The 23,873-nt window shown below is 76.1% G+C and carries 2 protein-coding genes (1 of these 2 cut by a window edge); both read right to left on the bottom strand.

Translation table 11 applies throughout. From position 1 onward, the window contains the following. Positions 1 to 5: 5 nt before the first annotated feature. Positions 6 to 11,081 (bottom strand): type I polyketide synthase, encoded by an 11,076-nt coding sequence (locus ACFVVA_RS16280; RefSeq protein ID WP_387690101.1) that lies wholly within the window; start codon positions 11,079 to 11,081, stop codon positions 6 to 8. A gap of 75 nt (positions 11,082 to 11,156) precedes the next feature. Further along, positions 11,157 to 23,873, bottom strand: the final stretch of a protein-coding gene (locus tag ACFVVA_RS16275) for a type I polyketide synthase (RefSeq protein WP_387689969.1). Its footprint extends 25,098 nt past the window's final position; only the last 12,717 of its 37,815 coding nucleotides appear in the window; its start codon lies off the right edge, out of view — the gene reads right to left on this strand; it ends in the stop codon at positions 11,157 to 11,159.

The following is a 23,873-nucleotide window of genomic DNA, read 5'->3' as shown; positions in this document are numbered from 1 at the left end:
ATGGCTCAGGCGTCGTCTCGTTCGGTGTTCAGGGCCATCTCGATCAGCGCGTCGGCGTCCAGATCGTCAAGGTCGTCAAGGTCGTCGTCGTCCGGCACATGCGCACCGTCCGGACCGTCCAACTGGTCCGGGCCGTCGGGTGTGCCGGGTGTACCGGGTGTGCCCGACGGCGCCGGGTCCGCCAGGCTCAGCAGGGTGTCCATCAGTCCGGCCTCCCGCAGCCGCTCGATCGGGATGGCCGCCAGCGCCGCGCGGACCGCCGCCTCGTCCGGCCCGGCGGGCCGCTCCTCGGTCAGGACGCCCAGCTCCTCGCCGAGGAAGGCGGCCACCCGCTGGGGGGTGCGGTGGTTGAACACCAGGCTCGGCGGCAGGCGCAGGCCGGTCACCCGGCTCAGCCGGTTGCGCAGCTCGACCGCGGTCAAGGAGTCGAAGCCGAGGTCCTTGAACGCCTGGCCCGCCGCGACGGAGCGGCCGTCCTGGTAGCGCAGCACGGCGGCCGCCTCGGCCCGCACCACGTCGACCAGGATCTGCGGGCGCCGGCGCGGCGGCGCCGCCGCCAGCCGGGCGGCGAGGGCGGACGCCTCGTCGGCGTCCTCCGCCGCGGCCGGCTCCGCGCTCGCGGCCGCCGCCGGCTCCTCCAGCAGTTCGTGCAGCAGCGGGCTGGGCCGGACGGAGGTGAACGCCGCGCCGAAGACCTCCCAGTCCACGTCGGCCACGGTCAGACCGCTCTCCGCCCGGTCGACGGCCTGGGCGAGGGCCTGAACGCCGAGTTCGGGATCCATCGGGGTGACGCCGCGGCGCAGCAGGCCGCCGGTGTCCCCGCTGACGGCCAGTCCGGCGCCCGCCCACGCCCCCCAGGCCACCGAGGTGCCGGCCAGGCCGCCGGCCCGGCGGTGCTCCACCAGGGCGTCCAGGAAGGCGTTGCCCGCCGCGTACGCGCCCTGTCCGCCGCCGCCCCAGACCGCGGCGATCGAGGAGAAGACGACGAACTGCTCCAGGTCGAGCCCGGCGGTCAGCTCGTGCAGGTGCACCGCTCCCCCGAGCTTCGCGGCCAGCACCGCATCGAGCCGGTCGGTGTCGGCCTCGTCCAGCCGGCCCAGGCCGTCGACCCCGGCGGCGTGCAGCACGGCGGTCAGCGGCAGGTCCTGCGGCACGGCGGCCAGCACGCGGGCCAGGGCGTCGCGGTCGGCCACGTCGCACGCGGCGAGGGTGACCCGGCTGCCGTACCCGGCCAGTTCGGCCGCGAGCTCCCGCGCGCCGGGGGTGTCCGCCCCGCGCCGGCCGAGCAGCACCAGGTGCGCGGCGCCGCGCCGGGCCAGCCACCGGGCGGAGTCCGCGCCGAGCGCGCCCAGCCCGCCGGTCACCAGGACCGTTCCGGTGGGCCGCCAGCCCTCGGGCGCCGGAACGGCGGTGTCCAGCGGGGCGCGCACCAGCCGGCGGGCCAGCAGGCCCGTCCCGCGGATCGCGACCTGGTCCTCGCCGGTGTCCTCGCCGAGCAGGACGGTCAGCAGGTCGGCGGCACGGGCGTCCACGGTGACCGGAAGGTCGACCAGGCCGCCCCAGCGCTCCGGATTCTCCAGCGCGGCCACCCGGCCGAGACCCCAGACCGACGCCTGGGCCGGGCTGTCCAGCGGATCGTCCCCGCCGGTGCGGACGGCGCCCCGGGTGGCCACCCAGAGCGGCGCCTCGATCCCCGCGCCGCCGAGCGCCTGGAGCAGGGCCACGATGGCGGCGGTGCCCTCGGGCAGCGCCGATCCGGGCAGCGCGGAGCCGACCGCGGCGGTCAGCGACAGGACGCCGGAGACCTCACCCGCCGCTCCGGCCGCCTCGGCGAGCAGGGCGGCCAGCGCGTCCCGGCCGGTGCCCGGGTCGACCACGACGGTGACCTCGGCCCCGGCGGACCGGAGCGCGGCGGTGGCCCACTCGGTCAGCTCGGAGTCCTGCGGCGCGACGACCAGCCAGCCGCCGTCCAGCAGCCCCGTGGCGGGCAGACCGGTCAGCGGCGTCCAGTCGACGCGGTAGCGCCAGCCGTCGATCGTCGCGTCCCGGCGGCGCCGGGTCCGCCACGCGGCGAGCGCCGGCACGACCGGGTCCAGCGCCTGCGGGCCGAGGTCCAGCGTGTCGGCCAGCTCCGCCAGGTCGCCGCGCTCCACGGCGGCCCAGAACCCGGCCTCCGCCGGGTCCGCCGGGTCGGCGTCCTGCGGCCTGACGGCCGGGGCCTGGACCGGGTCCGGCCAGTAGCGGTCCCGCTGGAAGGCGTAGGTCGGCAGCGGAAGGTGACGGGCCGTGGGCAGCAGCGCGGACCAGTCGATCGCGGCACCCGCCGTCCAGAGCGCGGCCAGCGCGGTCAGGACGGTCTCGCGGCCGTCCCGGTCCTTGCGCAGCAGCGGCACGCCGACCGCGTCCGGGGCGCTCTGCGCGGCCAGCGCGGTCAGCACACCGTCCGGGCCCAGCTCCACGAGGCGGGTCACGCCCTCGCGGTGCAGGGTCTCGACGCCGTCGGCGAAGCGGACGGCCTCCCGGACCTGCCGCACCCAGTACTCGGGGGTGGCGAGCAGGCCCGGCTCGGCGATCCCGCCGGTCAGGTTGGAGACGAGCGGGATCCTCGGCTCGGCGAAGGTCAACTTCGCGAGAACGGCGGCGAATTCGGCGAGCATCGGCTCCATCAGGGCCGAGTGGAAGGCGTGCGAGACCGTGAGCCGGCGGGTCTTGCGGCCCTCGGCCTTCCAGCGCTCCGCGAACTCCTCGACCACCTCCGCCGGACCGGAAACCACCAGCGAGGTCGGGCCATTGACGGCCGCCACGTCCAGGCGGTCGCCGACCGCGTCGCGGACCTCGGCCTCGCTGGCCTGCACGGCGAGCATCGCCCCGCCGCTCGGCAGCGCCTGCATCAGCCGGCCCCGCGCCGCCACCAGGGCGCACGCGTCCGGCAGCGGGAAGACCCCTGCGACGTGGGCGGCGGCGATCTCGCCGATCGAGTGCCCGAGCAGGAAGTCGGCCGTCACGCCCCAGGATTCGAGCAGCCGGTACGAGGCAACCTCGACCGCGAACAGCCCGGCCTGCGCCCACACCGTCCGGTCCAGATCCTCCGCCCCGTCGAACACCACGTCCTTCACCCGCTGGTCCAGCAGCAGGTCGAACTCCGCGCAGACCGCGTCGAAGGCCGCCGCGAAGGCGGGGAACGCCTCGTACAGGTCCCGGCCCATCCCGACCCGCTGCGCACCCTGCCCGGTGAACAGGAACGCCGTCCGGCCCTCCGTCGCGACACCGGAGACGACCCCGCCCGCGGAGCGCCCGTCCGCCAGCGCGGCCAGACCGTCCCGCAGTGCCGCCCGGTCGTCGCCGAACACCACCGCGCGGTGCTCCAGCGCGGCCCGGGAGAGCAGCGTCGACGCCACCTCCACCGGCCCGAACTCCGGCTCCCCGCCGAGGAATTCGGCCAGTCGCCCGGCCTGCGCCGCCAGCGCGCCGGCCGAGCGTCCCGACACGAGCCAGGGCAGCACGCCCTGTGCGGTCTCCGGCTCCTCGGCCGCCACCGCCGGAGCGGCCTCCAGGATCACGTGGGCGTTGGTGCCGCTGATCCCGAAGGAGGACACGCCCGCGCGACGCGGGCGACCGGCCTCCGGCCACGGCCGGGCCTCGGTCAGCAGCTCGACCGCGCCCGCCGACCAGTCCACCTCGGAGGTCCGCTGCTCGGCGTGGAGGGTGGCCGGCAGCACCCCGTGCCGCAGCGCCTGCACCATCTTGATCACACCCGCCACACCGGCCGCCGCCTGGGTGTGCCCGATGTTGGACTTGATCGAGCCGAGCCAGAGCGGCTCGCCGTCGCGGCCCTGCCCGTAGGTGGCCAGCAGCGCCTGGGCCTCGATCGGGTCGCCCAGGCTGGTGCCGGTGCCGTGCGCCTCGACGGCGTCCACCTCGGCGGCCGACAGTCCGGCGCTCGCCAGCGCCTGCCGGATCACCCGCTGCTGGGCCGGACCGTTCGGCGCGGTGAGGCCGTTGGACGCGCCGTCCTGGTTGACCGCGCTCCCGCGCACCACGGCCAGCACCTGGTGCCCGAGCCGCCGGGCGTCCGACAGCCGCTCGACCACCAGCACGCCGACGCCCTCGCCCCAGCCCGTGCCGTCCGCGCCGGCCGCGAAGGGCTTGCAGCGGCCGTCCGCCGCCAGCCCGCCCTGCCGGGCGAACTCGGTGAACACCCCGGAGCCGGTCATCACCGTCACCCCGCTCGCGAGGGCCAGGTCGCACTCGCCGGAGCGCAGCGCCTGCGCCGCGAGGTGCAGCGCGACCAGCGAGGACGAGCAGGCCGTGTCCACGGTCATCGCCGGGCCCTCCAGCCCGAACGCGTACGCCACCCGGCCGGACAGGACGCTGGTCGCGCCACCGGTCAGCCGGTGCCCCTCGGTGTCCTGGGGCAGGTCCACATCGACGCCGTAGTAGGACGGCGCGGCGCCGGCGAAGACGCCGATCGGCTCGCCCTTGAGCGCCCGGGGATCGAGGCCGGCGGATTCGAAGGCCTCCCAGGAGGCCTCCAGCAGCAGCCGCTGCTGCGGGTCCATCGCCAGCGCCTCGCGCGGCGAGATCCCGAACAGCCCGGCGTCGAAGTCCGCGACGCCGTCGACGAAGCCCCCGAGGGTGGCGTAGGCGCCGGACTGCCCGGTGAGGTCCCAGCCGCGGTCGGCCGGGAACCGCACGATCCCGTCCCCGCCCGTGGAGACCAGTCGCCACAGGTCGGCCGGGGAGGCCACGTGGCCGGGGAAGCGGCAGGACATGCCGACGATGGCGATCGGCTCGCCGGGGTCGGCGACGGCAGCCGTCGCGCGGGGCCGGTCGGCCTCCTCGGCCGCGCCGAGCAGCAGGGTGGCGAGGAAGTCCGCGAGGGCCGCGGCCGTCGGGTAGTCGAACACCAGGGTGGCGGGCAGCCGCCGGCCGGTGGCGGTGTTCAGCCGGTTGCGCAGTTCCACCGCGGCCAGCGAGTCGACGCCGAGGTCCTTGAACGCCTGCTGCGGTCCGACCGCCTCGGCACCCGCGTGGCCGAGCACGGTGGCCGTGTTCGTCCGGACCAGGTCGAGCAGCAGCTGCCGCCGCTCGCCGTCCTCCAGGCCCCGGAGGCGGCGTTCCAGCGTGGCCTGCCCGCCCGTCACCGGGCCGTCGGCGGCCTGCCGCAGGGTGGGGCGGACCAGGCCGCGCAGCAGGGACGGCGGCTCGGCGCCCGAGGCGCGGGCGGCCGCGAGGTCGAGCGGGACCGGCAGCAGGTGCGCGGCGGGCAGGGCGGCCGCGCGATCGTGGAGGGCCAGTCCGAGCTCGGCGGTCAGCGTGCCGGAGAGCCGGTCGCCGCTGGTCACGGTGGCACCCTCGGCGAGGTGTCCGGTGAGGGCGCTGGCCTTCGCCCACAGGCCCCACCCGAGCGACTGCGCGGGCAGGCCGTGCGCCCGGCGGTGCGCGGCGAGGGCGTCCAGGAAGGCGTTCGCGGCCGCGTAGTTGGCCTGGCCGCCGGTGCCGAAGGTCCCCGCGGCGGAGGAGTAGAGCACGAACGCGGCCAGGTCGGCGTCGGCGGTGAGCTCGTGCAGGTTGACGGCCGCGTCCACCTTGGGGCGCAGCACCGCATCGAGCCGGGCCGGGGTGAGCGCGCCGAACACGCCGTCGTCCAGGACGCCCGCGGTGTGCACCACGCCGGTGAGCGGGTGCTCGGCGGGGATCGCGGCGAGCACCGCGGCCAGCGCCTCGCGGTCGGCGGCGTCGCAGGCCGCGACGGTCGCCTCGGCGCCCAGGTCCCGCAGTCCGGCGACGAGTTCGGCGGCGCCGGGCGCCTCCGGACCCTGACGGCTCAGCAGGAGCAGGTGCCGCACGCCGTGCTCGGCGACCAGGTGACGGGCCAGCAGCCCGCCCAGGGTGCCGGTGCCGCCGGTGATCAGGACGGTGCCCTCGGGGTCGAGCGGCGCCGGGACGGTGAGGACGTTCTTGCCGATGTGCCGGGCCTGGCCGATGTGCCGGAAGGCCTCGACGGCGTTGCGCACGTCCCAGGCCGTGGTCGGCAGGTCGTGCAGCGCGCCGGCGTCGAACAGCGCGATGACCTCGGCGAGGATCTCGCCCATCCGCACCGGTCCGGCCTCGCCGAGGTCGAAGGCGCGGTAGCGGACGTCCTCGCGCGGGAGGTCGGTGCGGACGTCGGCCTTGCCCATCTCCAGGAAGCGGCCGCCGGGCGCGAGCAGGCGCAGCGAGGCGTCGACGAACTCGCCGGCCAGCGCGTTGAGCACGACGTCCACGCCGCGTCCGCCGGTGGCGGCCCGGAAGGACTCCTCGAAGTCCAGGTCGCGGGAGGAGGCGATGCGGGTGTCGTCGAGGCCCTGGGCGCGCAGCACGTCCCACTTGCCGGCGCTGGCCGTGCCGTAGACGTCGAGGCCAAGGTGCCGGCCGAGCTGGACGGCGGCCATGCCGACGCCCCCGGCGGCGGCGTGCACCAGCACGGACTCGCCGGGCCGGACGTCGGCCAGGTCGCGCAGCCCGTAGTAGGCCGTCGCGAACACCAGCGGGACGGCGGCGGCCCGGCCGAAGGTCCAGCCGTCGGGGATGCGGGCCAGCAGGTCGCGGGCCGTGACCGCGGTGGCGGCGATGCCGCCGGAGAAGAAGCCGAACACCCGGTCGCCGGGGGCGAGGCCGGTGACGCCGGGGCCGGTCCCGACCACCACGCCGGACGCCTCGGCGCCCATCGGCGCGCGCTCCGGGTACATGCCGAGCGCGAGCAGCACGTCGCGGAAGTTCACGCCGGCCGCGCGGACGGCGACCCGCACCTCGCCGGGGCCGAGCGGCCGGTCGGCGTCCGGCGCGGGGACCAGGGCGAGGTTCTCCAGCGTCCCGGGGCCGAGGGTGTCCAGGCGCCAGGCCTCCCGGCCGGACGGTACGGCGAGCGTGTCCGAGGGCCGGGCCAGCCGGGCGGCGAGGACGGCGCCGTCGCGGACGGCCAGCACCGGCTCGTCGCCGTGGGCGGCGACCGGGCACCAGTCGTCGGCCGGGGCCTCGCCGTCCAGGTCGACCAGCACGATCCGGCCGGGGTTCTCGGTCTGCGCGGAGCGGACCAGGCCGCGGACCGCGGCGGCGACCAGGTCGACCGGCTCCTGGCCCACGGCGACGGCACCGCGGGTCACGACCACCAGCCGGGTGTCCGCCAGCCGCTCCTCGGCCAGCCAGGCCTGGAGGTCCGTCAGGAGGCGGCCGGCCGTCTCCCGCACCCTGGCCGGCAGGTCGACGGCCTCGGCGGCGGTGACGGGGACCGGCAGCACGACGGCCTGCGGCGCCGGGCGTCCGTCGTCGAGCGCGGCGACCAGCTCGGCGAGCCCGGCGTACCGGGGCGCGTCGAGCGGCGGGACGGCGGGCGCGGGGGCGTCCGCGCCGCCCGGGGCGGGCGCACCGAGCACGGCCCAGGTCGCGGGCCCGGCACCGGTGGCGCCCACCGGCGTGACCGGGGTCCAGTCCAGCGCGAACAGCGCCTCGGCGACGGCCGGGCCGACGGCGGGGCGCAGCTGCTCGGCCTCGACCTCCCGCAGCACCAGGGACTCGATGGTCATGACGGGCGCCCCGGTGCCGTCGGCGACGCTCAGCGCCACGCCGTCGGCGGTCACGGTCAGGGTGACCCGCAGCACGGCGGCACCGGCCGCGTGCAGCCGGACGCCGGTCCAGGCGAACGGCATCCGGGCGGCCCGGTGGGCGTCCACGGCGGCGGAGAAGCCGACCGCGTGCAGCGCGGCGTCCAGCAGCGCGGGGTGCAGGCCGTACGCCTGCGCCTGACCGGCGGCGGCCTCGGGGAGCAGCACCTCGGCGTGGACGCTGTCGCCGTCGCTCCAGGCCGCGTGCAGGCCCTGGAACACCGGTCCGTAGCCGTAGCCGACGGCCGTCAGGCGGTCGTAGAAGCCGTCGAGGTCGACGGGCTCGGCCCCCACCGGCGGCCAGGTCCCGGCAGCGGCGGAGCCATCGGCGGCCGGAGTGGCGGAGCCGTCGGCGGCCGGGGCGGCGGCGCCCGCCGGGGAGAGCACCCCGGTCGCGTGGCACACCCACGCGGCGTCCTCCGCCTCGGAGCGCGACAGGACCTGCACGGTGCGGTCCCCGGCCTCGTCGGCCTCGGAGACGCTCACCTGGACGGCGACGCCGCCCTGCTGCGGCAGCACCAGCGGCGACTGGATCACCAGCTCGCGCAGCACCTCGCAGCCGGCCTCGCGGCCCGCCCTCAGCGCCATCTCCACCAGGGCGGTGCCGGGGACGAGCACGGTCTCCAGGACGGCGTGGTCGGCGAGCCAGGGGTGCACGGCCAGGCTCAGCCGCCCGGTCAGCACCAGTCCCCCGCCGTGCAGGGCGACGACCGCGCCCAGCAGCGGGTGCCGGGCCCCGGTCTGGCCGAGGGCCTTCACGTCGCCCGCCCCGGCGGTCGGCTTCGGCCAGTACCGCTGCCGCTGGAAGGCGTAGGTCGGCAGGTCGAGCCGGCGTCCACCGGTGACGACCCGGGACCAGTCGAGTTCGGTGCCGCTCGTCCACAGGGTGGCGAGCGCGGTCAGCGCGGTCTCGGACTCCGCGCGGTCACGGCGCATCAGCGGGGCGACCACGCCCTCGGCGAGCTGCTGCCCGACCAGGCCCGACAGCACGGCATCCGGGCCCAGCTCGACGTAGCGGGTGACGCCCCGGCCGTGCAGCGCTTCGACGCCGTCGGCGAAGCGGACGGCCTCGCGGACCTGACGGACCCAGTACTCGGGGGTGGTGAGCAGGCCGGGCTCGGCGATCCCGCCGGTCAGGTTCGAGACGACCGGAATCTGCGGCTCGGCGAAGGTCAACTCCGCGAGGACGGCGGCGAATTCGGCGAGCATCGGCTCCATCAGCGCCGAGTGGAAGGCGTGCGAGACCGTCAGTCGACGGGTCTTGCGGCCCTCGGCCGACCAGCGGGCCGCGAACTCCTCGATCGTTTCGACCGGGCCCGAAACCACCACCGAACGCGGCCCGTTGACGGCCGCCACATCCAGCCGGTCGCCGATCTCCGAACGCACCTCGGCCTCGGCGGCCTGCACGGCGAGCATCGCACCGCCCTCGGGCAGCGCCTCCATCAGCCGACCCCGCGCCGCCACCAGCGCACAGGCGTCCGCCAGCGAGAACACCCCGGCGCAGTGCGCCGCCGCCACCTCACCGATCGAATGCCCGAGCAGGAAGTCGGCCGTCACACCCCAGGACTCCAGCAGCCGGAACGACGCCACCTCGACCGCGAACAGCCCGGCCTGCGCCCACACCGTACGGTCCAGATCCTCGACGCCCTCGAGGACGACCTCCCGCACCGACCGCCCGAGCCTCCCGTCCAGCTCCGCACAGACCGCGTCGAACGCCGTCGCGAAGGCGGGGAAAGCCTCGTAGAGGTCCCGGCCCATCCCGACCCGCTGCGCGCCCTGCCCGGTGAAGAGGAATGCCGTCCGGCCGTCCGCCGCGACACCGGTCACTACCCCGCCCGAGGGACGACCGTCCGCCAGCGCGGCCAGGCCGTCCAGCAGCGCCGCCCGGTCGGACCCGAGCAGCACCGCGCGGTGCTCCAGCGCGGCCCGGGAGAGCAGCGTCCCCGCCACCTCCACCGGTGCGAACTCCGGCTCCCCGCCGAGGAATTCGGCCAGTCGCCCGGCCTGCGCCGCCAGCGCCTCGGACGATCCGCCCGACACCGGCCACGGCGCCATGCCGTTCGGCGCCGGGGGCTCCTCCACCGGAGCCCCCTCCGCCGAAGCCCCCTCCGCTGAAAGCTCCGGCGCCGACTCCAGGATGACGTGGGCGTTGGTGCCGCTGATGCCGAAGGAGGACACACCCGCGCGGCGCGGACGGTCCGCCTCCGGCCACGGCCGGGCCTCGGTCAGCAGCTCGACCGCGCCGGTCGTCCAGTCCACGTGCGGGGACGGCGCGTCCGCGTGCAGGGTGGCCGGAAGGACGCCCTGCCGCATCGCCTGCACCATTTTGATGACGCCCGCGACACCGGCCGCCGCCTGGGTGTGCCCGATGTTCGACTTGATCGAGCCCAGCCACAGCGGCCGCCCCTCGGGGCGCTCCTGCCCGTAGGTGGCCAGCAGCGCCTGGGCCTCGATCGGGTCGCCCAGGCTGGTGCCGGTGCCGTGCGCCTCCACGGCGTCCACCTCGGCCGCCTCCAGCCGGGCATTGGCCAGCGCCTGGCGGATCACCCGCTCCTGCGAGGGACCGTTCGGGGCGGTCAGACCGTTGGACGCACCGTCCTGGTTGACCGCGCTCCCCCGGACCACCGCCAGCACCCGGTGCCCGAGCCGCTGCGCGTCCGACAGCCGCTCCAGCACCAGCACGCCGACGCCCTCGCCCCAGCCCGTGCCGTCCGCGCCGGCCGCGAAGGCCTTGCAGCGGCCGTCCGCCGCCAGCCCGCCCTGCCGGTTGAAGCTGGCATACCCGCCGGGGGTGGACATCACGGTGGCGCCGCCCGCGAGGGCCAGGTCGCACTCGCCGGAGCGCAGCGCGTGCGCCGCGAGGTGCATGGCGACCAGCGAGGACGAGCAGGCCGTGTCCACGGTGACCGCCGGGCCCTCCAGCCCGAACACGTACGAGAGCCGGCCGGACATCACGCTGGCGGTGGTGCCGGTGGCGATGTGCCCCTCCAGGCCCTCCGGGGAGGCGAGCGCGACCAGGCCGTAGTCCTGGCCGTTGGTGCCCGCGAACACCCCGGTTCGGCTGCCGCGCAGCGCGCGCGGGTTCAGGCCGGCGGCCTCGAAGGCCTCCCAGGAGGCCTCCAGCAGCAGGCGCTGCTGCGGGTCCATGGCGGTGGCCTCGCGCGGGCTGATGCCGAAGAACGCGGCGTCGAACTCGTCGGCGTCGTGGAGGAAGCCGCCCTGCCGGGCGTAGTCGTCGTCCTCGTCCTCGGCCCAGCCCCGGTTGGTCGGGAAGTCGCCGACCGCGTCGGTGCGTTCGGCCACCAGCCGCCACAGTTCGGCGGGCGTCCGCACCCCGCCGGGGAAGCGGCAGCCCATGCCGACGATGGCGATCGGCTCCTGCGCGCGGTCCTCGATGGTGCGGATCCGGCGGTGCGCCTGGCGGAGCTCGCCCGTCACCCACTTCAGATGGTCGAGCAGCTTCTGGTCATCCGCCATGGATCTTCCCCTTCACGAACGGTGCCTCGACGACGATCAAGCCGGGCCCCCGAATTCCTTCCGGATGAGGTCGAGGACCTCATCGGCGCTGGCGTCGTCCAGCGCGTCGTCCGATTGCGTCTCGCCCGTGCCCGCCAGGCGGGCCAGCAGGCCCTGGAGCCGGGCGGCGACGTCCGCCCGTTCCCGCTCGTCGGCGTCGAGCCGCAGCAGCCTGGCCTCCAGCCGGTCCAGGTCCGCCACCAGGTCGACCGTCCGGTCGGCCTCCTCGGGCAGCAGCAGGCTGCCGAGGTGGGCGCCGAGCGCGGTGGGCGTCGGGTGGTCGAACACCAGCGTGGCCGGCAGGTTGAGACCGGTCTCGTGGTGCAGCAGGTTGCGGAACTCCACCGCGATCAGCGAGTCGAACCCGATCGAGCGGAACGCCTGGTCCGGTGCGACGGCCTCGGCGCTGTCGCGGCCGAGGACCGCGGCGGCACGGGCGCGGACCAGGTCGAGCAGCATCCGCTGCCGCTGCGGGGCGGGCAGCGCCGCCAGTTCCCGGCGCAGCCCGGCGGAGCCGTCGAGCACGACCGTCTCGGCCACCGACGGGACCAGCGCCGCGAACTCCGCCAGGTCGCGCATCAGCGGGTTCGGCCGCGTCCCGGCGAACCGGGGCGCGAAGGTGGGCCAGTCGATGTCCGCGACCACCAGGTTCGGCCGGTCCCCGCCGATCGCCCGGGCCAGGGCCCGGACCGCCGAACGCGGGTCCATCGCCGGGACCCCGCTGCGGCGCAGCCGGTCCGTCACGACCTGACCGGTGGCCATGCCGTCCTGCGCCCACGGGCCCCAGGCCACCGACACGCCGGGCAGGCCCCGGTCGTGCCGGTGCTCCATCCAGGCGTCCAGGAAGGCGTTCGCCGCGGCGTAGTTGCCCTGTCCGGCGCTGCCGACGGTGCCGGCCAGCGAGGAGAACGCCACGAAGAAGTCCAGGTCACCGGTGAGTTCGTCCAGGTGCACCAGTCCGGACGCCTTCGCCGCCAGGACGGTGGCGAACCGCTCCGGGGTGAGGGCGTCGAGCGTGCCGTCGTCCAGGACCCCGGCCGCGTGCACCACGCCGATCAGCGGGGCGTCGGACGGGACCTGCGCCAGCACCGCCGCCAGCGCCTCGCGGTCGGCGGCGTCGCAGGCCGCGACGGTCGCCTCGGCGCCCAGTTCGGCGAGTTCGGCGACGAGTTCGGCGGCGCCGGGCGCCTCCGGGCCGCGGCGGCCGGTCAGCAGCAGCCGGGTGACGCCGGACTCGGCGAGCCAGCGGGCGACCACCGCGCCCAGCGCGCCGGTTCCGCCGGTGACCAGCACCGTGCCGGGACCGGACGGCGCCCACGAGGGCTCCGCCGCACCGTCGGTGGCGGCGACCCGGCCGAGGCGCCGCACGAGGGCCTCGCCCGCGCCGCGCAGCGCGACCTGGTCCTCGCCCGGTGCGCCGCCCAGCACGCCGGCCAGGGTCCGGCCGGCCGCCGCGTCCACGGTCTCCGGCAGGTCGACCAGGCCGCCCCAGCGCTGCGGGTGCTCCAGCGCGGCGACCCGGCCGAGGCCCCACACCTGCGCCTGCGCCGGGTCGGCGAGCAGGTCACCGGTGCCGGTCCGGACGGCGCCGCGGGTGAGCGTCCACAGCGGCGTCTTCAGGTTGGCGTCGCCGAGCGCCTGCACCGTCACCAGGGTGGCGGCCACGGCCGGCGACACGGCGCGGTCGGCGTCCGGGCCGTCGTGGGCGGCGGCCAGCAGCACCGCGCCGGCCACGTCGGGCACGCCCTCGACCGCGGCCAGGAGGCGGGCCGCCAGAGCGGCCCGGTCGAGGTCCGCCGGGTCCAGCACGAGGTCGACGGTGCGCGCCCCGGCGGAGCGGATCGCCGTGCGCACGCCCTCGGCCGGGTCCCGGTCGGTCCCGTCGAGGACCAGCACCAGCCAGCTCCCGTCCAGTTCGGGCTCGGCGACCGGCGCCGGGACCGGCTTCCAGGTGACCTCGTAGCGCCAGCTGTCGAGCACCGAGTCCCGGCGGCGCAGCCGGCGCCAGGAGGAGAGCGCGGGCAGGATCTCGCCGAGCACCTCGGACCGCTCGCCGAGGCGCAGCGTGCCCGCCAGTTCGGCCAGGTCCTCGCGCTCGACGGCCTCCCAGAACCGGGACTCCACGGCGTCCCCGGACGGCACCGGCGCGGGCGCCGGGGTCGGCCAGAACCGCTCGTGGTGGAAGGCGTACGTCGGCAGGTCGACCCGCCGGCCGCGCGGCAGGACCGCCGGCCAGTCCACCTCGGCGCCGGCCGTCCAGAGCCGGGCCAGCGCGTGCAGCGCCGTCCCGGCCTCGTTCCGGTCGCGCCGCATCACGGGGGCGAACACGGCCTCGGCGACGGACTGCTGGGCCAGCGCGCAGAGCACGCCGTCCGGGCCGAGCTCCGCGAAGCGGGTCACGCCCTCGCGGAGCAGGGCCTCGACGCCGTCGGCGAAGCGGACGGCCTCGCGGACCTGCCGCAGCCAGTAGTCCGGCGTGGACAGCAGGCCGGGCTCGGCGAGCTCGCCGGTCAGGTTGGAGACGACCGGGATGCGCGGCTCGGCGAAGGTCAACCCGCCGAGCACGGAGGCGAATTCGTCGAGCATCGGCTCCATCAGCGCCGAGTGGAAGGCGTGCGAGACGGTCAGACGGCTGGTCTTGCGGCCCTCGGCCTTCCAACGCGCCGCGAACTCCTCGACCACCTCGATCGGACCGGAAACCACCAGCGAGGTCGGGCCGTTGACGGCCGCGACGTCCAGGCGGTCGCCGATCGCCTCCCGGACCTCGGCCTCGGTGGCCTGCACCGCCAGCATCGCCCCGCCGCTCGGCAGCGCCTGCATCAGCCGGCCCCGCGCCGCCACCAGGGCGCACGCGTCCGCCAGCGAGAACACGCCCGCAGCATGGGCGGCGGCGATCTCACCGATCGAGTGCCCGAGCAGGAACTCCGGTGCCACGCCCCAGGATTCGAGCAGCCGGAAGGACGCCACCTCGACCGCGAACAGCCCGGCCTGCGCCCACACCGTACGGTCCAGATCCTCGACGCCCTCGAACACCACGTCCTTCACCCGCCGGTCCAGCAGCAGGTCGAACTCCGCGCAGACCGCGTCGAAGGCCGCCGCGAACACCGGCTGCGCGTCGTACAACTCCCGGCCCATGCCCGCGCGCTGGGCGCCCTGGCCGGTGAACAGGAAGGCCAGGCGGCCCTCCCGCACGGTGCCGGTGACCACGTCCGCCGAGAAGGCCGCCGAGGCGAGGGCCCCGGCGCCGGAGCGCAGCGCGTCCCGGTCGGCGCCGAGCACGACGGCGCGGTGCGCCAGCCCGGCCCGTCCGGTCGCCAGCGACCAGGCCGCGTCCACCGGGTCGTGGCCGGGTTCGGCGTCCAGGTGCGCGGTGAGCCGCTGTGCCTGGGCCCGCAGCGATTCGGCGCTCTGCCCGGAGAGCAGCCACGGCAGACCGCCCGCCGGCACGGCGGTCGGGGGCTCCACCGCTTCCGCCGCTTCCGCCGACTCCACCGGGTCCGCCGGGGCGGACTCCAGGATGATGTGGGCGTTGGTGCCGCTGATCCCGAAGGAGGAGACACCGGCCCGGCGCGGCCGGTCCAGCTCGGGCCACGGCCGGGACTCGGTGAGCAGTTCCACCGCGCCCGCCGACCAGTCGACCTGGGGCGACGGCTCACCGACGTGCAGGGTGGCCGGGAGCGTCCCGTGCCGCAGCGCCTGCACCATCTTGATCACACCCGCCACACCGGCCGCGGCCTGGGTGTGGCCGATGTTGGACTTGATCGAGCCCAGCCAGAGCGGCTCGCCCGCACGCTCCCGGCCGTACGTGGCCAGCAGCGCCTGCGCCTCGATCGGGTCGCCGAGCCTGGTGCCGGTGCCGTGCGCCTCGACGGCGTCCACGTCCGCGGCCGTCAGTCCGGCGTTGGCGAGTGCCTGGCGGATCACCCGCTGCTGAGCAGGGCCGTTCGGGGCGGTCAGGCCGTTGGAGGCGCCGTCCTGGTTGACCGCGCTGCCCCGCACCACAGCCAGCACCCGGTGCCCGTTGCGGCGCGCGTCCGAGAGCCGCTCGACCAGCAGGACGCCGACGCCCTCGCCCCAGCCCGTACCGTCCGCGTCCGCTGCGAAGGCCTTGCAGCGGCCGTCGGCGGCCAGGCCGCCCTGGCGGTCGAACTCGCTGAACACGCCCGGCGTGGACATCACGGTGACACCGCCGGCCAGCGCCAGTTCGCACTCGCCCCGGCGCAGCGCCTGCGCCGCGAGGTGCAGGGCGACCAGGGAGGCGGAGCAGGCCGTGTCCACGGTCAGCGCCGGTCCTTCGAGGCCGAAGGCGTACGCCACCCGGCCGGAGAGCACCGCCGCCGCGTTGCCGGTGGCGACGTGCCCCTCGACCTTGTCCTCGGCGGCGGCGAGCAGCGTCGGGTAGTCCTGGCCGTTGGTGCCCGCGAAGACGCCCACGGACCGGCCCCGCGCGGACCGCGGGTCCATTCCGGCGGACTCGAAGGTCTCCCAGACCGTCTCCAGCAGCAGGCGCTGCTGGGGGTCCATCGCCAGCGCCTCGCGCGGCGAGATGCCGAACAGCGTGGCGTCGAACTCCGCGACGCCGTCGAGGAAGCCGCCGACGGCCGCGAACGAGCCCGACCGGTCGGCGAGGTCCCACCCGCGGTCGACGGGGAAGCCGGTCATCGCGTCCCCGTTGCCGGAGAGCAGCGCCCACAGGGCCTCCGGCGTCCGGGCGCCGCCCGGGAACCGGCAGGCCATGCCGACGATCGCGATCGGCTCGTCCTCGGCGGCGACGGACGCGGTGTCCGGCGCCGACACCGGCACCGGGTCGGCCGCACCGTACAGCTCGGCGAACAGGAACTCGCCCAGGGCGATCGGCGTCGGGTGGTCGAAGACCAGGGTGGCCGGCAGCCGGAGGCCGGTGCGGGCACCGATCAGGTTGCGGAAGGCCACCGCGGTCAGCGAGTCGAAGCCGATGTCGCGGAAGGCCCGGCCCGGTTCGACGCTCGCGCTCGACGCGTGCCCCAGCACCGCGGCCGCGCAGCTGCGGATCAGGTCCAGCAGCGCCCGGTCGCGCAGGGCGGGGGGCAGCTCCGCGAGCCCCTGCGCCCCGGTCGCTTCCGCCCCGGCGTCGTCGGCCCGCTCGGCCCGGTCGGCCCGGGCCGCTTCGGGCAGCTCGGCCAGCAGCGGGCTGGTCCTGGCCCCGGCGAAGGCGGGCAGCATCCGCGCCCAGTCGACGTCGGCGATCGCCACGAGGTCCTCGCCGTGGTCGACGGCCCTGGCCATCGCCTCCATCGCCAGCCGTGCGTCCATCGGCGTCAGTCCGGCGCGCCGGACCCGGTCGGCCACCACGTCCTCGGTGGCCATGCCCTGCTCCGCCCAGGCGCCCCAGGCGATCGAGAGTCCGGCGAGACCGCGGTCGCGGCGCCGCTGGATCCAGGCGTCCAGGAAGGCGTTCGCCGCCGCGTAGTTGCCCTGCCCGGCACTGCCCAGCATCCCCGCCAGCGACGAGAACACCACGAACAGGTCCAGCTCCAGCCCGGCGGTCAACTCGTCCAGGTGCAGCAGCCCGCCGACCTTGCCCGCGAAGACCGTCTCGAAGCGCTCGGCCGACTGCGCGTCCAGCATCCCGTCGTCCACCACACCCGCGGTGTGCACCACACCGCTCAGCGGCAGCTCGGCCGGAATCCCCGCCAGCAGGGACACCACCGCGCCACGGTCCGCCACATCACAAGCCACCACCGTCACCCGGGCACCCAGGCCCGCCAGTTCCGCCACCAGCTCACCGGCGCCCGGCGTCTCGATGCCCCGACGACCGGTCAGCACCAGATGCGGCACACCACGCCCGGCCAGCCAACGGGCCACCGACGCACCCAGCGCCCCCAGACCACCGGTCACCAACACCGTCCCGGACGGCGTCCACCCGTCGACCCGGCCGACGGGCTGGGGCGCGTGCACGAACCTGCGGCCGTACGCACCCGAGGAGCGCACCGCCACCTGGTCCTCACCACCCCCCAGAACGGAGGCCAGCCGACGACCGGCCCGCTCGTCCACCACCGGCGGAAGATCGACCAACCCGCCCCATACATCCGGCAGCTCCAGCGCCGCCACCCGGCCCAGCCCCCACACCTGCGCCTGCCACGGACTCACCAACCGGTCCGCCCGGCCGATCGACACCGCACCGGACGTCAGGGACCACAGCTTGGCGCGCACGCCGGAGTCGGCGAGGGCGTGCAGCAGGGTCAGCGTCGCGGCCACCCCTGCCGGGAGCAGCGAGCCCCCGGCGTACGGCTCGGCGTGCGACTCGGCGTCGGCAGCGAGCAGCGAGACCACGCCCGCCAGCCCGCCCCCGGCGTTCAACTCGCGGATCCGGTCGGCCAGTTCCTCCCGGTCGGCGCAGTCGACGGCCAGCGGAACGACCTCCGCACCGGCGGCCAGCAGCGCGCTCTCCACGCCCTCCACCGACACACCCGCACCGGCACCGGCACCGGCACCGGCACCGGCACCAGCACCAGTCACCAGCAGCCAACGGCCCGACAGCCGCCCCTCCGCCGAACCGGCCAACGGCTTCCACGTCACCCGGTACCGCCAGGAATCCACCACCGAATCCACCCGGCGCCGCTGCCGCCACGAGGACAGCACCGGCAGGACGGAGCCCAGTTCCTCGGGCGCCCGGTCGATGTCCAGGGCCGCGGCGAGTTCGCCGAGGTCCTGGCGCTCCACGGCCTGCCAGAAGCGCGCCTCGTCCGGGTCGGCCACGACGGCCGTTCCGGGCGCGGCCTTCGGCCAGTAGCGCTCCCGCTGGAAGGCGTAGGTCGGCAGCTCGGTCCGGCGGCCGGCGGGCAGCAGCCCGGACCAGTCGATCTCCGCCCCGGCCGTCCACAGCGTGGCGAGCGCCCGCAGTACCGTGTCGTGGTCGTCCCGGTCCTTGCGCAGCAGCGGCGCGCAAACCGCGTCGGGGAGCATCCGGCCGGCCAGCGCGGTCAGCACGCCGTCCGGGCCGAGCTCCACGAAGCGGGTCACGCCCCGGCCGTGCAGCGCCTCGACGCCGTCGGCGAAGCGGACGGCCTCACGGACCTGCCGCACCCAGTAGGACGGGGTCGACATCAGCCCGGGCCCGGCGAGTTCGCCGGTCAGATCGGAGACGATCGGCAGCTGCGGCTCCGAGTAGGTCAACTCCGCCAGAACGGCGGCGAATTCGGCGAGCATCGGCTCCATCAGGGCCGAGTGGAAGGCGTGCGAGACGGTCAGCCGGCTGGTCTTGCGGCCCTCGGCCTTCCAGCGCTCGGCGAGCTCCTCGACGGCCTCCGCCGGGCCCGAGACCACCACGGCGGCCGGGCCGTTGACGGCCGCGACGTCCAGGCGGCCGCCGATCGCCTCGCGGACCTCGGCCTCGGTGGCCTGCACCGCCAGCATCGCCCCGCCCTCGGGCAGCGCGTCCATCAGGCGGCCGCGCGCCGCCACCAGGGTGCACGCGTCGGCGAGCGAGAACACGCCCGCCGCATGGGCGGCGGCGATCTCGCCGATCGAGTGCCCGAGCAGGAAGTCGGGCGTCACGCCCCAGGATTCGAGCAGCCGGAACAGCGCCACCTCGACCGCGAACAGCCCGGCCTGCGCCCACACCGTACGGTCCAGATCCTCGACGCCCTCGAACACCACGTCCTTCACCGGCCGGTCCAGCAGCAGGTCGAACTCCGCGCAGACCGCGTCGAAGGCCTCGGCGAACACCGGGAACCGCGCGTACAGCCCGGCCCCCATCCCGGCCCGCTGCGCGCCCTGCCCGGTGAACAGGAACGCCGTACCCCCCTGCGCCGTGACGCCCGAGACCACCTGGGCCGAGGGCTCGCCCGCCGCCAGCGCGGCGACACCGGAGCACAGCTCGTCCCGGTCGCCGCCGAACACCACCGCGCGGTGGTCCAGCGCGGCCCGGGAGAGCAGCCCCGCGGCCACCTCCGCCGGTGCGAACTCCGGTGCGGCCGCGAGGAATCCGGCCAGCCGCCCGGCCTGCGCCACCAGTGCGGAGGCGGTCCGCCCCGACACCGGCCACGGCAGCACACCCTCGACGGCCACCGACTCCTCGGCCGCCACCGCGGGCGCGGCCTCCAGGATGATGTGGGCGTTGGTGCCGCTGATGCCGAAGGAGGAGACACCCGCGCGCCGCGGCCGGTCCAGCTCGGGCCACGGGCGGGACTCGGTGAGCAGTTCCACCGCGCCCGCCGACCAGTCGACCTCGGAGGTCCGCTGCTCCGCGTGCAGGGTGGCCGGCAGCACCCCGTGGCGCAGCGCCTGCACCATCTTGATCACACCCGCCACACCGGCCGCGGCCTGGGTGTGGCCGATGTTGGACTTGATCGCGCCGAGCCAGAGCGGCTCACCGGCCCGCTCCTGGCCGTACGTGGCCAGCAGCGCCTGGGCCTCGATCGGGTCGCCGAGCCTGGTGCCGGTGCCGTGCGCCTCGACGGCGTCCACGTCGGCGGCCGACAGCCCGGCGCTCGCCAGCGCCTGCCGGATCACCCGCTCCTGCGAGGGACCGTTCGGGGCGGTGAGGCCGTTCGACGCGCCGTCCTGGTTGACCGCGCTGCCGCGCACCACCGCCAGCACCTCGTGCCCGTTGCGGCGCGCGTCCGACAGCCGCTCCAGCACCAGTACGCCGACGCCCTCCGACCAGCCGGTGCCGTCCGCCTCGGCCGAGAAGGCCTTGCAGCGGCCGTCCGAGGCCAGGCCGCCCTGCCGGGCGAACTCGGCGAAGGCGGTGTTGGTGGACATCACGGTGACACCGCCGGCCAGGGCCAGTTCGCACTCGCCGCGGCGCAGCGCCTGCGCCGCGAGGTGCAGGGCGACCAGGGAGGCGGAGCAGGCCGTGTCCACGGTCAGCGCCGGTCCTTCGAGGCCGAAGGCGTACGCGACCCGGCCGGAGAGCACCGACGCGGCGTTGCCGGTGAGCACGTGCCCCTCGACCTCCTCGTCGGAGGCGGCGAGCAGGGTGCCGTAGTCCTGGCCGTTGGTGCCGACGAAGACGCCGACGGGGGCGCCGTGGACGGACAGCGGGTCGGTGCCCGCCGATTCGAAGGCCTCCCAGGCGGCCTCCAGCAGCAGCCGCTGCTGGGGGTCCATCGCGAGGGCCTCGCGCGGCGAGATGCCGAACAGGCTCGCGTCGAAGTCGGTCGCGTGCCGGAGGAAGCCGCCCTCGGGCGCGTACGTCCCGGCGTCGCGGTCGAGGTCCCAGCCGCGGTCGGTCGGGAACGGGCCGACGCCGTCCGCGCCGTCGGTCAGCAGCTGCCACAGTTCGGCGGGCGTGCCGACGTCGCCGGGGAAGCGGCAGCTCATGCCGACGATCACGATCGGCTCGTCGGTCCCGGCCGGTGCGGGCGCCATCGCCTCGGTCAGCACGGCCCGGTCACCGAGCATCAGGCCGAGCAGGTGATCGGCGAGCCGGGTGGGCGTCGGGTGGTCGAACACGAGCGTCGTCGGCAGCCGCAGCGCGGTCTCGGCACCGAGCCGGTTGCGCAGTTCGACGGCGGTCAGCGAGTCGAAGCCCAGCTCCCGGAAGGCCCGGGCGGGCGCCACCGCGTCGACCGAGGCGTGGCCGAGCACGGACGCGGCCTGGGCCCGGACGAGGTCGAGCAGCAGCTGACGGCGCCGGCCGGCCGGCGCCGAGGCCAGCTCGGAGCCCATCGGCACGGGGGCCTCCGCCCCGGCGGGCGCGGGCCGCGCCGCGGCTTCCGGCAGGTCCGCGAGCAGGGTGCTCGGACGGGAGCCGGTGAAGCCGCCGAGGAACTGCGGCCAGTCGATGTCGGCGACGCTCAGCTCGGTCTCGTCGTGGTCGACGGCCCTGGCCAGGGCCTGGATCGCGAGTTCCGGGTCCATCGGCAGCACGCCGCCGCGCCGCAGCCGCTCGACGACGACCTCGCCGGTGGCGAGGCCGTCCTGCGCCCAGGCGCCCCAGGCGATCGAGAGTCCGGGGAGACCGCGGTCGCGGCGCCGCTGGATCCAGGCGTCCAGGAAGGCGTTCGCCGCCGCGTAGTTGCCCTGCCCGGCACTGCCCAGAGTGCCCGCCAGCGAGGAGAACACCACGAACAGGTCCAACTCCAGCCCGGCGGTCAACTCGTCCAGGTGCAGCAGCCCGCCGACCTTGCCCGCGAAGACCGTCTCGAAACGCTCGGCCGACTGCGCGTCCAGCATCCCGTCGTCCACCACACCCGCGGTGTGCACCACACCGCTCAGCGGCAGCTCGGCGGGGATCCCTGCCAGCAGCGCCGCCACCGCTTCATGGTCCGCGACATCACAGGCAGCGACCGTCACCCGGGCACCCAGGGACGTCAGTTCGGCCACCAGCTCGCCCGCGCCGGGCGTCTCGATGCCCCGACGACCGGTCAGCACCAGATGCGGCACACCACGCCCGGCCAGCCAACGAGCCACCGACGCACCCAGCGCCCCCAGACCACCGGTCACCAACACCGTCCCGGACGGCGTCCACCCGTCGACCCGGCCAACGGGCTGGACGGCCCGGACGAACCTGCGGCCGTAGACGCCCGAGGAGCGCACCGCCACCTGGTCCTCGTCGCCACCCAGCACCGCCACCAGCCGACGACCGGCCCGCTCGTCCACCACCGACGGCAGATCGACCAACCCGCCCCACACATCCGGCAGCTCCAGCGCCGCCACCCGGCCCAGACCCCACACCTGCGCCTGCCACGGACTCACCAACCGGTCCGCCCGGCCGATCGACACCGCACCGGACGTCACCGACCACAGCTTCGCCCGCACGCCGGAGTCACCGAGCGCCCCCAACAGCCCCAGGGTGGCCGGCACCCCGGTCGACACCGGGGTGCCCTCGTCCTGCGGCTCCTCGACGGCGAGCAGTGAGACCACTCCCGCGAACTCGCCACCGGCGTTCAACTCGCGGATCCGGTCGGCCAGTTCCTCCCGGCCGGCGCCGTCGACGGCCAGCGGAACGACCTCCGCACCGGCGGCCAGCAGCGCGCTCTCCACGCCCTCCACCGACACACCCGCACCAGCACCGGCACCCGCACCCGCACCCGCGCCCGCACCCGTCACCAGCAGCCAACGACCCGACAGCCGCCCCTCCGCCGAACCGGCCAACGGCTTCCACGTCACCCGGTACCGCCAGGAGTCCACCACCGAATCCACCCGGCGCCGCTGCCGCCACGAGGACAGCACCGGCAGCAGCGAGCGCAGCGCGCCGTCCTCGTCCAGCTCCAGGGACTCCGACAGCTCGGCCAGGTCCCCGCGCTCGACGGCGTCCCAGAACCGGGCCTCGGTCGGGTCGCCCTCGGCCGCCACGGCGGCCGCCTCCAGCCAGTAGTGCTCGCGCTGGAAGGCGTAGGTCGGCAGCTCGACCGGGCGACCGGCGGGCAGCAGCGAGGCGAAGTCGACAGGCGCACCCGCGGTCCAGGCCTCCGCCAGCGCCAGCAGCACCTGCTCGGGGCCGCCCCGGCCGCGCCGCAGCGTGCCCAGCACGGCCGCCTCGGCCTCGACCGCGTCGGCGGTCTCCTGCACGCCCACTGTCAGCACCGGGTGGGGGCTGCACTCCACGAACACCGACCGGCCACCGGCCAGCAGCGCCCGCGTCGCCTCCTCGAAGCGCACCGGGGAGCGCAGGTTGTCGAACCAGTACCCGGCGTCCATCCGCGCCGTGTCGATCGGGGTCCCGGTCAGCGTCGAGTAGAGCGGAACCACGGACGTGGTCGGGCTGATCCCGGCCAGCTCCGTCAGGATGCGCTCGCGCAGCCGGTCGACCTGGGCGGAGTGCGAGGCGTAGTCGACGGGAATGCGGCGGGCCCGTACGTCCCGCTCCTCGCAGAGCGCCATCAGCGCGTCCAGCGCCTCCGGTTCGCCCGAGACCACCGTCGAGGACGGCCCGTTGTACGCCGCCACCGAGATCCGGCCGTCGAACGAGCCGATCAGCTCCTCGACCACCGCGCTGCCCGCCGCGACGGACACCATCCCGCCACCACCGGCCAGTTCGACGATCGCCCGGCTGCGCAACGCGACCACCTTGGCGCCGTCCTCGACGGACAGCGCACCCGCGACCACCGCCGCGGCGATCTCACCCTGGGAATGGCCGATCACGGCCGAGGGCTCCACACCGTGCGCCCGCCACACCTCGGCCAGCGACACCATCACCGCCCACAGCACCGGCTGGACCACGTCCACCCGGTCCAGCTCCGCACCCTCGCGCAGCACCTCGGTCAGCGACCAGTCCGTGAACGGCGCCAGCGCCGCCTCGCACTGCGCCAACCTGGCCGCGAACACCGGTGAGGCCTCGGCGAGTTCCCACGCCATGCCCACCCACTGCGAACCCTGGCCCGGGAACACGAACACCACGTCACCCGGGACGACCCGGCCCCGGACCACGCCCTCGCCGCCGAGCACCGCGAGGCCGTCCAGCAGCGCCTCCCGCTCCGCGCCCAGCACCACCGCACGGTGCTCCAGACCCGCCCGCGACAGCAGCGCGGACCCCACGTCCGCCACCCCGAGCTCCGGACGCCCCAGCACGAACTCCCGCAACCGCTCCGCCTGCGCACCCAGCGCGGCCGGCGTCCGGCCCGACAGCAGCCACGGCACCGGGCCCGCGCCCGGAACGGCGGGCTTCGAAGGCCGCGTCTCGGGCACGGATTCGAGGATCACATGGGCGTTGGTGCCGCTGATCCCGAAGGAGGAGACACCCGCGCGACGCGGCCGCTCCGCCTCGGGCCACGGCCTGGCCTCGGT

The organism is Kitasatospora sp. NPDC058048, assembly GCF_042885555.1.
In the GTDB taxonomy this organism is placed as follows: Bacteria; Actinomycetota; Actinomycetes; order Streptomycetales; family Streptomycetaceae; genus Kitasatospora; species Kitasatospora lactacystinica.
Note: the sequence above shows the minus strand (reverse complement) of the source record. Positions and strands in the feature narration are given on the sequence as shown.